We start from the raw sequence: 10,971 nt of genomic DNA on the forward strand, positions 1-10,971 counted from the left end.
CCTGCGGCCGGAAGACCCTCCCGGCCCCGCCCTGCCGCACAAAGAAGGCGCCGCCCCCGGGATGGGGGCGGCGCCTCGGCGGTGCGGGGTGTCTGCCTGCCTTAGGAGGCTTAGGAGACCTGGGCCACCATCATCATGTTGGTGCTGGTGATGTAGTCGCCCTGGCTCGGCGAGGTCTGCGGGTCGCCGGCGGTGACCACGGCGAGGTCGCCGGTGTCCACGCGGCCGTTCTTCTTCATCACGTTGAGGGCGTCGTAGATCGTGGCCGACAGCGTGCCCTGGGTGGTGGACTTGAAGGCCTCCACGCCCCAGTAGAAGGAGCACTTGCGGATGGTGATCTCGGACGGGGACACGGCGTACACCGGCAGCTTCGGGCGGAAGTTGGAGACGATGCGCGCGGTGCGGCCCGTGGCGGTGGGGGCGATGATGCAGATGGCGCCGCAGCGGTCGGCGGTGGTCACCGAGGCGAAGCNGATGGCGCCGTTGACGTTGCGCACGCCGCCGCGGTCGANGTAGCGGTGGCGCTCCTCGAGGAAGTGCTCGGTCTCGGTGCACACGGAGGCCATCATCTTCACGGCCTCCACCGGGTACTTGCCGGCAGCGGTCTCACCGGAGAGCATGACGCAGTCGGTGCCGTCGAGCACGGCGTTGGCCACGTCGGTGACCTCGGCGCGNGTCGGGCGCGGGTTGCGNATCATGGAGTCGAGCATNTGCGTGGCGGTGATGGCCGGCTTGTAGGCCTCGTTGCACTTGCGGATGATGGCCTTCTGGATGTGAGGCACCTTCTCGGGGGGAATCTCCACGCCCAGGTCGCCGCGGGCCACCATGATGCCCGAGGAGACCTCGAGGATCTCGTCGAAGTTGGTGACGCCCATGGCGCACTCGATCTTGGGGTAGACCGAGACGCGGGGGCAGCCATGGTCGGCGCAGAGCTGGCGGATGACGCGCACGCCCTCGGCGTCGCGGATGAAGGAGGCGGCGATGGCGTCGATGCCCATCTCGCAGCCGAAGGCGATGTCGGCCTTGTCCTGCTCGGTGACGGCGGGCAGGCCCACGTTCACGTTGGGGACGTTGACGCCCTTGTGCTCGCCCAGCTCGCCGCCGTTGGTGACCACGCAGTAGATGTCGTTGCCCTCCACGTGGTCCACCTCGAGGCCGATGAGGCCGTCGTCGATGAGGATGACGGAGCCCTTCTTGACCTCGGAGGGCAGGGCCTTGTAGTCGAGGGAGAAGCGCTCGGCGTTGCCGGCCACGTCGTCGTCGGTGGTCACGACCACGTGGTCGCCGGTGGCCAGCATGACCNTCTTGCCGTCCTCGAGCAGGCCGGTGCGGATCTCGGGGCCCTTGGTGTCGAGGAGGATGGCCACGTTGGCGCCGAGCTCGTCGGAGATGCGGCGGACGCGCTCGATGCCGGCCTTGTGGTACTCGTGGGAACCGTGGGAGAAGTTGAAGCGGGCCACGTTCATGCCGGCCTTGATGAGCTNGCGGAGAACGTTCTCGTCCTCGGTGGACGGGCCCATGGTGCAGACGATCTTGGTCCTTTTGGTCTGTTGCATGTCATTCCTTCCGGTTCAGACCTGGCGCTCCGGCTTTTCTTCTCTTCCTGCGCAGCGCCTACGAAAAAACACCTTCCCGGGTCTTACCCGGGAAGGAGGGTGACTGCTCGGTTAGCAGACGACGTTGGGCNTGGGGNGCTGGTCGACGGTGCCGTTGACGTAGGCCATGGCGTTGTCGAGGGTGGTGTGGGCGATGGCGTCCAGGGCCCCGCGGGTGAAGAAGGCCTGGTGGGAGGTGACCACCNCGTTGGGGAAGGCGCAGAGGGTGGAGGTCACCGACTCGAAGACCGCGGAGGAGCGGTTCTTGAAGACGTTGGGCCCCTCCTCCTCGAAGACGTCGATGCCGGCGGCNNCGATCTTGTGGGAGCGGATGCCGCGGATGAGGGCCTGGGTGTCCACGAGGCCGCCGCGGCCGGTGTTCACGAAGACCACGCCGTCCTTCATCTTGGCGATGGCGTCGTCGTCGATCATGTGGTAGTTGCTCTCGAAGAGCGGGCTGTGGAGGGAGATGAGGTCGGACTGGGCGAGCAGCTCGTCGAGCTCGACGTACTCCACGATGCCTTCGAGGGAGGGGTTGGGGTACGGGTCGTAGCCGAGGACCCTCATGCCAAGGCCGGCCACGATCTTGCACATGGCGGCGCCGATCTTGCCGGTGCCCACGATGCCCGCAGTCTTGCCGTGGAAGGTGGTGCCGAGGAGGCCGGAGAGGGAGTAGTCGTTCTCGCGGACGCGGTTGTAGCCGCGCACGATGTGGCGGTCGGCGGCGAGGGCGAGGCCGAGGGCGAACTCGGCGATGGCCTCGGGGCTGTAGCCCGGGACGCGCAGGACGCTCATGCCGAGGTCGCGGGCGACGTCGAGGTTGACGGCGTCGAAGCCGGCGCAGCGCATGAGGACGAGCTTGATGCCGAAGCCGGCGAGGATCTCGAGGGTCATGGCCTTGATGTCGGAGTTCACGAAGCCGCAGACGGCGTCGTAGCCGTTGGCCAGGGTGGCGGTCATGGGGTTGAGGTCGGCTTCGAGGAAGTCGATGGTGATGTCGGGGTAGTCCTTGAGGGCGTTCTCGAAGGACGACTTGTCGTAGTCGAACGTGTCGTAGAACAGGATCTTCATGGGATGCCTCTCTCTCCTAGGCCTTGCCCTCGCAGGGTCGAACTCGATTATTCCAACAGGCTATTCTAGGTGCCTCCGGTCCCTCCCTTTTATGGGAATCCCACACAACATGAGAAAAGTTGCCCACGCTTCTGCATCATCTATCTGGACTTTTTCTGATTGCCTGACAAAAGGACCGGGACCGTTGCCGGGGGTCCGGTGGAGTCGGCCACCGGGGGTCGACGGAGGGGGGATGCTGGGTAGAATCGTCCCCGTCGTGTCATGCCGCCGCCATGGCAGCCTTGGTGAGCCCTTGCCCCTCCTGGGGAATTATGATCGGGCACCGATCTGGCCGCGGCCGAAAAACCAGGAGGGAAGAGATTTGAAACCGTACCTGCAAACCGCCGACGAGGTGGCCCAGGGCCTCTCCACCGACGTGGAGGCCGGCCTCACCGACGCCGAGGTGGCCAAGCGCCTCGGCCAGTACGGGCCCAACAAGCTCGACGAGGCCAAGAAGGACCCGCTGTGGAAGCGCTTCCTGGCCCAGCTCGCCGACCCCATGATCATCCTGTTGCTCNCCGCCGCGGTNATCAGCGCNGTGGCCGGNGCGGNCCAGNGCGAGTCCGACATCGCGGACGTCGTCATCATCCTGTTCGTCGTNGTGGTCAACGCCGTCCTCGGCGTGGTCCAGGAGTCCAAGGCCGAGGAGGCCTTGGAGGCCCTCCAGCAGATGGCCGCCAGCACCTCCAAGGTGGNGCGCGACGGGAAGATCGTGGACGTGCGTTCCGAGGAGCTCGTCCCCGGCGACGTGGTGGTCCTCGAGGCCGGCGACGCCGTGCCGGCCGACTGCCGCGTGGTGGAGAGCGCCAGCCTCAAGGTGGAGGAGTCCGCGCTCACCGGCGAGTCCCTGCCTGTGGACAAGATGGTGGACGCCCTGCTCGCCGAGGGCGACGACGTGCCCCTGGGCGACCGCAGGAACATGGTCTATATGGGCTCCACCGTGGTCTACGGCCGCGGCCGCGCCGTCGGGGCGGCCACCGGCATGGTCACCGAGATGGGCAAGATCGCNGACTCCATCAACGAGGCGGTGGACGAGCAGACCCCGCTCCAGCGGAAGCTCGCCGAGCTCTCCCGCATCCTCACGANCNGCGTCATCGGCNTCTGCATCTTCATNTTCATCGTCGACTTCATCAAGCACGGCGCCGAGTTCATGGCCGACCCGCGCCTCGTCATCGACACCTTCATGGTCGCCGTCTCGCTCGCCGTGGCGGCCATTCCCGAGGGCCTCGTGGCGGTGGTCACCATCGTGCTGTCCATCGGCGTCACCAAGATGAGCCGCGAGTCGGCCATCATCCGCAAGCTCACCGCCGTGGAGACCCTGGGCTGCACCCAGGTGATCTGCTCCGACAAGACCGGCACCCTCACCCAGAACAAGATGACCGTCGTGCGCCACTCCGGCGCCGACGAGGACGAGCTCGTGCGCGCCATGGCCCTTTGCAACGACGCCCAGTGGGTGCTCGCCGAGGAGTCGGCGAAGGGCGAGCCCACCGAGGCCGCCCTCGTGGCCGACGCCGCCAAGCACGGCCTGCCCAAGACCGACCTCGACGCCGAGTACGTGCGTGTGGGCGAGGCACCGTTCGACTCCGGCCGCAAGANGATGTCCGTGGTGGTGCGCACTGCCGAGGGCGAGATCACCCAGTACACCAAGGGCGCCCCCGACGAGGTGCTCAAGCGCTGCACCAAGGTCGTCACCGCCGACGGCGTGGCCGACCTCACCGACGACGTGCGCGACGCCATCCTTCAGGAGAACAAGGCCATGGCCGACGACGCCCTGCGCGTGCTCGCCGCGGCCAGGCGCTCCTGGCCCGAGGCCCCGGCGTCCGAGGACGCCGACCACCTGGAGCAGGACCTCACGTTCGTCGGCCTTTGCGGCATGATCGACCCGGTGCGCCCCGAGGTGGGCCCCTCCATCGTCGAGGCCCACGGCGCCGGCATCCGCGTGGTCATGATCACCGGCGACCACATCGACACCGCCGTGGCCATCGCCAAGGAGCTCGGCATCGTGACCGACCGCTCCCAGGCCATCACCGGCGCCGAGCTGGACAGGCTCTCCGACGAGGAGCTCGCCGAGAGGATCGGCGACTACGGCGTGTACGCCCGCGTGCAGCCCGAGCACAAGGTCCGCATCGTCGAGGCCTGGAAGAAGCAGGGCAAGATCGTGGCCATGACCGGCGACGGCGTCAACGACGCCCCGTCCATCAAGCGCGCCGACATCGGCGTGGGCATGGGCATCACCGGCACCGACGTCACCAAGAACGTCGCCGACATGGTGCTCGCCGACGACAACTTCGCCACCATCGTGACGGCCGTGGAGGAGGGCCGCCACATCTACGACAACATCCGCAAGGCGATCCAGTTCCTCCTCTCCAGCAACATCGCCGAGGTCATCGCCGTGTTCGTGGCCACCATGATCGGCTTCGTGATCCTGGAGCCGGTGCACCTGCTCTGGATCAACCTCATCACCGACTGCTTCCCGGCCCTCGCCCTGGGCATGGAGAAGACCGAGCCGGGCATCATGGGCCGCAAGCCCCGCGANGCCTCCGACGACATCTTCGCCGGCGGCATGGNCGTCGACGTGGTCTTCCAGGGCGTGGTGATCTCGCTGTTCACCCTCATCAGCTACTTCATCGGCGTGTCCCACCAGTTCGGCACCGTNGACCTCGGCTTCATCGCCTCCCAGCCCGAGGCCGGCGTCGAGGGCATGACCATGGCTTTCCTCACGCTGTCCATGGTGGAGATGTTCCACTCGTTCAACATGCGCTCCCGGCGCCAGTCCATCTTCAAGCTGGGCNACCACAACCGTTGGCTCTGGGGCTCTTTCGCCCTGTCCCTCGTGCTGACCTTCGTGGTCATCGAGGTGCCCCCGGTGGCCCAGGTCTTCGGCTTCGCCGAGCTCGACGCCCCCAACTACCTCATGGCCATGGGCCTTGCGTTCCTGATCATCCCGATTATGGAGCTCTACAAGCTCTGCTGGCGCGTCCGCGACAACGCCGCCTAGGGGCCTAGCCTCCTGGGGCCGCGTGGCCTGCATCAGCGGTAGCAGTTCGAAAGGGGGTGTGCATCGAAGGATGCACACCCCCTTTCTCAGGCGCCGCCCCGCATCCCCCCGGTCGGGCGCCCGAGGTGCCCCACGGGGGATGCGGGCATATATCCTTGGTGCGGACCGGCGACGACGGCAGGGGGGACCATGGCGAAGCGGAGCAAGAGGCGGCAGGCCCGGGGCGGCCGCCGCGGCAACGGGCAGGAGACCGTCCTGCCGGACGTCTCCACGTTGGCGGACGTCCCGGGCTGGGGCGACCTCGCGCCTACGCCCCTGCAGGATGAGGCCTTCGCCGCGTGGAGGGGCGCCTCGGAGGACCCCGACGGCCTGGAGGAGGGTTGCGTCTGCCGTCTCGACCGCGGATTTCCCGCCGTCCTCACGGCGTCCGGTCCCGTGCGCGCCGNGCACGCCGTGCGCANCGCCAAGGAGGCGGACGCGCTCAAGCCGGCCGTGGGNGACTGGGTGGCGCTGCGCCGCCCCGCGGGCCACGACATGGCCGTGATCGAGGAGGTCCTGCCCCGCAAGAGCGAGGTCGCGCGGTGGCGCGGCGGATCCCGGGGCGAGCGCCAGGTGCTGGCCGCCAACGTGGACGTGGTGCTCTGCGCCCAGGCCGAGGGGCGACGCGGCATCTCCCTCGACCGCGCCGCCCGCGCCGCCACGGTGACGGCCGACTGCGGTGCCGCCTGGGCCGTCGTGCTCACCAAGGCCGACTGTGCGCCGTCGCCCGAGACGCTCGCGGCGGACGTGGCGGCCCTGAGGGCCATGTTCGGCCCCGGCACCCCCGTGGTGGTGTGCGCGAGCCTCCTCGAGGACGGCGGGGAGCCCGAGCAGGACGCGGGCCTCGAGGCCCTCCGCGCCGCGGTGGAGGGGGCCGGCGGCTCCTGGGGCGTGGGCGCGGTCCGCGCGCTCGTGCCCGAGGGGCGCACGGGCATGGTGCTCGGCGAGTCCGGGGTGGGGAAGTCCACCCTGCTCAACGCGCTGCTCGGCCACGAGGCCCTCGAGACCGGCGCCGTGAGGGAGCGCGACGGCGCCGGCAGGCACACCACGGTCACGCGGCGCATGGTCAGGCTGCCCGGCGCCGGCGTCATCATCGACTGCCCCGGCCTCAGGAGCCTGCCCCTCGTAGGCCACGAGCGGGGCCTCGCCAAGGTGTTCCCCGAGGTGGCGGTCGAGGCCGGCAGCTGCANGTTCNNGGACTGCACCCACGGGTCCGAGCCCGGGTGCGCCGTGGTGGNGGCCGNCTCCCGGGGCGNCTTCACGGCGGAGGCGTTGGACGCCTGGCGGTCCCTGGCCGCCGAGATGCGCGAGAGCGCCGGGACCCTCGACCCCGACGTGCGCCTCTGAGCGGGGCGTCCCGGTCGGGCCCCTCTCCCACAAAGCTCGNCCCGNACAGGCCCGGGGGTCGCCCCCGGGCCTGTTCATGTATGGGGACGGGTTGTGGATCTTAGGCAACCGGTTGCGTTGCCGCGTGGCCGTGTCGGCGCTTTCGTGCAGCGCGTCTGACGGAGGGCGTCGGGTCCCGGTCAGGCGGATGTCAGAACCAGGGCAAACGGATTTGCAGGTACATGCCGATTTCCTCGAGCCGGTGGCCCATGATTGGGGTCGACCGGGACCAGTGGAGGAGGCGGGTATGTNCAAGCGATTTCGAATTGTCGNAGCGAGCGCGTTCGCCGTGCTCGCGCTTCTCTCCGCCCTGGCCTACGGCGAGCAGGTGCGCGACCAGGCGGAGTCCCGGCGCAACGAGGCGCTGGAGCGCTACGNCGGGGAGGTCGCGCAGGTGGTCGTCGCCACGGAAGCGGTGTCTGCGGGTGACGAGCTCGGTGCCGCTAACTGCGCCCTCGAGGAATGGCTCGTCGACCTCGTCCCCGAGGGCGCGCTCACGTCGCTCGACGACGTCTCNGGGGTCCCGGTCGCCTCGCCGCTCTCCCGCGGCATGCCGGTGTGCGACGTGCACCNCTCCCGGGGCGGCGAGTCCGTGGCCGTGCCGTCGGGCAAGGTGGCGGTCACCGTGCCCGTGGGCGATCGCACGGGGGTGCCGGCGGAGGTGGGCGCCGGGACGGTCCTGGCGGCCTTCCGGTGCTCCGACGGGACGACCCGCCTCCTGGCCCGGGACGTGTCCGTCCTGGCTGCCTCGGGGCAGCGCGGCGGCCAGGGAGGGTCGCTCACGCTCGCGGTGCCGGCCGACGACGTGGCCCCAGTGGTCACGGCGAGCGCGGACGGGACCCTCCGCCTCGTGCGCCCCGCCGACGACGTGGGGGACCTCTCGGCGAGCGCGGCGCCCCGGGCCGTGGGGCCCGAGGATGCCGGCGGCGCCGGCGATGGGGACATGGACGCGCCCGAGGGCGCTTGAGGAAGGGGGTCGCCATGGGTGCGACGTGGCTGGTGTGTGCCGGCGAGGGGGAGCGCGCCGAGGTGTGCGCCCTGGTGGGGCGGCTCGTACCGGGGTGCCAGACGATAAGGTCGGGCGACCCCGTGCTCGCGCGCTCGTTGGCGTCGGGCCTCGACCCGGCGCCCTGCGTGGCCGTGGGGGCGGGACTGCCGGTGGACCCGGTGAACGTGGCGGCCGCCGTGGCCGCCGACGGCCGGGCTCCCCGGGTGGTGCTGGCCGTCCGCGGGGCGTCCGGGTCGCTCGTGAGCCGTGCGGCCAAGGCCGGGGTGACCGAGGTGCTCGACCCGCGTGAGGGGGTGGAGCCGGCCCCTCGGGAGGCAGCTGTGGGAGGGGGTCTCCCAGAGTCGCGGCCGGAGGGGCCGGCAGNGCCCCCTGCGGCCGACGGGCTCGACGAGCCGGACTGCGTGGCGGCGGACACACCCGGGGAGGACGGCGACGCCCGCGGGCGCGTCCGATCGCTCCCGGCCGGCCACGGGCGCCTCGTCTGCGTGGCGAGCGGGAGGGGCGGCGTGGGCAAGAGCTCCGTCGCGGCCCTCATGGCCCTCGCCTGTGCCCGCTGGGGCCTCAAGGTGGCCCTCGTGGACCTCGACCTCACCTTCGGCAACCTGTTCGGCTACTTCGGGCTGCCGGGTCCCGCCGACCTCACGCCGGTCTCCGACGGTGCGACGGGGGCCGCGCTCGACCGCTGCGGGGTGCGCGTGGCCGAGAACCTCGTGCTGTTCGGCCCGTGCGAGCGGCCAGAGTACGCCGAGGCCGTGGCGCCCCGCGCCGCGGAGCTCCTCGGGGCCCTGCGCGACAGGTTCGACCTCGTGGTCGTCGACACGTCGTCGGCCTGGGGCGACGAGGTGGCCGCCGCGGCCCAGGGGGCGGACCGCCTCGTGATCGTGGGCGACGAGCGCGCGGGCGCCATCGGGTCGCTCGCCCGGGCCGCGGCCCTGGCCGTGCGCCTCGGGGTGGCCCGGACGCNCCTGGTGCGGCTCATGAACCGCTGCGACCCGCGCCGCCGCGACGAGGAGTTCATGACCCGGGCGTCCATGGGGCTCGAGGGCGCGCGCTCGTTCAGGACGCTCGAGGGGTCGCTCGACGTCGCCGAGCTCCTGAGCGCCGGCCACGCGCCCGACCTCGCGGGGCTGGACAACGACTTCTCCACGTCCTGCGCGTCGGTGGCGGCCAAGCTCCTCGCCGACCTCGGGTGCCTGCCCGACTGCGAGGGCGCGCGCAAGGCCCGCGACGCCAAGGTGGTGCGCCGCCGCTCGGTGTTCAGCTTCGCCAAGGCGGCCGGCTGATGGGCCTCCTGGGGCGGGTGCGCTCCCAGGGAGGGGGCGCGCCCGCGGGGGACCCCGAGGGCCCGGTCCGCGAGTCCCTGCGTCGCGACCTTGTCGACCGCCTTGGCCTCGCCGACGTGGCCCGGCTCGTGCGCGAGGAGGAGCCGGCGCGCGCCCGGGAGGAGCTCTCCGTGGCGTGCGACGCGCTGCTCAACGGCGAGGGCTACGGGAGCCTCTCGCCCGAGGCCCGGGGGCGGGTGCGGCGCGAGGTGCTCGACCAGATTCTCGGGCTAGGGCTCCTNCAGCCGCTCATGGACGACCCGTCGGTCACCGAGATCATGGTCAACGGCACGCAGTCGCTCTACTTCGAGCGAGACGGCCGCATCGTCGAGGCGCCCNNCGTGTTNGAGTCGCCNGACNNGATCATGCTCGTGGTCGACCGCATCCTCGCCCCGCTCGGGCGCCGCCTCGACGAGTCGTGCCCCATCGTGAACGCCCGCCTCGCCAACGGCGACCGCGTGAACGCCGTGATCGCGCCCGTGGCGGTGGACGGCCCGGCCGNGACCATCCGGCGCTTCACGGGGCGCATCGGGTCCCTGGACCGGCTCGTGGAGCTGGGGTCGGTGCCGGCCTGGTACGCCACGCTGCTCTCGTGGGCCGTGCGCCTCCGGCAGGACGTGGCCGTGGTGGGCGGCACGGGGTCGGGCAAGACCACGCTCCTGAACGCCCTGTCGCTGGAGATCCCGGCCGGCGAGCGGATCGTCACCATCGAGGACTCCGCGGAGCTCGCCTTCGACCCCAGCCTGCACGTGGTGCGCCTGGAGGCGCGCGGCGCGTCCATCGAGGGCACGGGGGCGGTGACCATCCGCGACCTCGTGACCAACGCCCTGCGCATGAGGCCCGACCGCATCGTCGTGGGGGAGGTCCGTGGGGGCGAGGCCGTCGACATGCTCCAGGCGATGAACACCGGCCACGACGGGTCGCTCACCACCCTGCACGCCGGCAGCGAGCACGAGGCCGTGGTGAGGCTCGTGCTCATGGCCCGCCTCGGCATGGACGTGCCGGCCTCCCTCATCGAGGAGCAGGTGGCGAGCGCGCTCGACATCGTGGTCATGGGCAAGCGCCTGGCGGGCGGTGCGCGGCGGGTCACCTCGGCGAGCGCCGTGGGGCGCGCGCCGGGCGGCACCGTGGCCCTGGAGCCCCTGGTGGCCTACGACGAGGTGTCCGACCAGTGGGAGCTGGTGCGCGAGCCGGCCTTCGTGGCCGAGGGCCTCGCGGGCGGCCTCCTGGACGAGGGGGAGGTGGCGGCATGGCGCTCGAGCTTGGGTTGACGGCTGCCGCGGCGTTCGCGGCCGCGGCCTGCGCGATCCCCGGCAGGCGGGGCGTGGGCCCCCGGGCCCGCGTGGGGCGCCTCCTCGCTGTGGTGGGAGGGTCCCGCCCGGTGCGGGCGGCCCTCTCGGCCCCGTGGGTCCCCGCGGGGTTCGGGCTCGCCGTGGGGCGCGTCCTGGCCTCCGGGCGGGTCCGCGGCGCCGACGGCGCCCGGGGCGAGGTCGCCCTCGCGGGGCCGGCGGC

General features: G+C 71.3%; 8 protein-coding genes. 6 read left to right on the forward strand and 2 right to left on the reverse strand.

Annotated features, from left to right (window positions below; translation table 11 throughout):
- Window positions 1–110 precede the first annotated feature (110 nt).
- Together pyk and JX283_RS06570 are read right to left on the reverse strand one after the other, a co-directional pair.
- The gene (pyk, locus tag JX283_RS06565; protein WP_204829865.1) at window positions 111–1,556 is read right to left on the reverse strand and encodes a pyruvate kinase; all 1,446 of its coding nucleotides are present in this window, start codon (window positions 1,554–1,556) and stop codon (window positions 111–113) included.
- Window positions 1,557–1,667: 111 nt separating this feature from the next.
- Entirely contained in the window at window positions 1,668–2,666 is a 999-nt protein-coding gene (locus JX283_RS06570) for a 2-hydroxyacid dehydrogenase (RefSeq protein ID WP_204829866.1), read from the reverse strand.
- A gap of 361 nt (window positions 2,667–3,027) precedes the next feature.
- Between JX283_RS06570 and JX283_RS06575 the strand changes: the two genes are divergently transcribed.
- From JX283_RS06575 to JX283_RS06600, 6 genes are all read left to right on the forward strand, one after another.
- Complete coding sequence (locus JX283_RS06575; protein WP_239652515.1) at window positions 3,028–5,703, forward strand: cation-translocating P-type ATPase; 2,676 nt, start codon at window positions 3,028–3,030, stop codon at window positions 5,701–5,703.
- Window positions 5,704–5,892: 189 nt separating this feature from the next.
- Window positions 5,893–7,089 (forward strand): ribosome small subunit-dependent GTPase A, encoded by a 1,197-nt coding sequence (locus JX283_RS06580; protein ID WP_204829868.1) that lies wholly within the window; start codon window positions 5,893–5,895, stop codon window positions 7,087–7,089.
- 286 nt (window positions 7,090–7,375) lie between these two features.
- Window positions 7,376–8,095 (forward strand): SAF domain-containing protein, encoded by a 720-nt coding sequence (locus tag JX283_RS06585; protein ID WP_204829869.1) that lies wholly within the window; start codon window positions 7,376–7,378, stop codon window positions 8,093–8,095.
- 14 nt (window positions 8,096–8,109) lie between these two features.
- Window positions 8,110–9,420, forward strand: coding sequence for a P-loop NTPase (locus tag JX283_RS06590; protein WP_204829870.1), 1,311 nt, complete (start codon window positions 8,110–8,112; stop codon window positions 9,418–9,420).
- Window positions 9,420–10,730 (forward strand): CpaF family protein, encoded by a 1,311-nt coding sequence (locus tag JX283_RS06595; RefSeq protein WP_204829871.1) that lies wholly within the window; start codon window positions 9,420–9,422, stop codon window positions 10,728–10,730. The genes JX283_RS06590 and JX283_RS06595 overlap by 1 nt, the downstream gene beginning before the upstream one ends.
- Window positions 10,709–10,971, forward strand: a 263-nt coding sequence (locus JX283_RS06600; RefSeq protein ID WP_204829872.1) for a hypothetical protein, incomplete at its 3' end; no start/stop codon positions are given. The genes JX283_RS06595 and JX283_RS06600, both read left to right, overlap by 22 nt.

The sequence above is a fragment of the Olsenella sp. CU969 genome, assembly GCF_905219715.1.
Taxonomy (GTDB): Bacteria; Actinomycetota; Coriobacteriia; order Coriobacteriales; family Atopobiaceae; genus Granulimonas; species Granulimonas faecalis.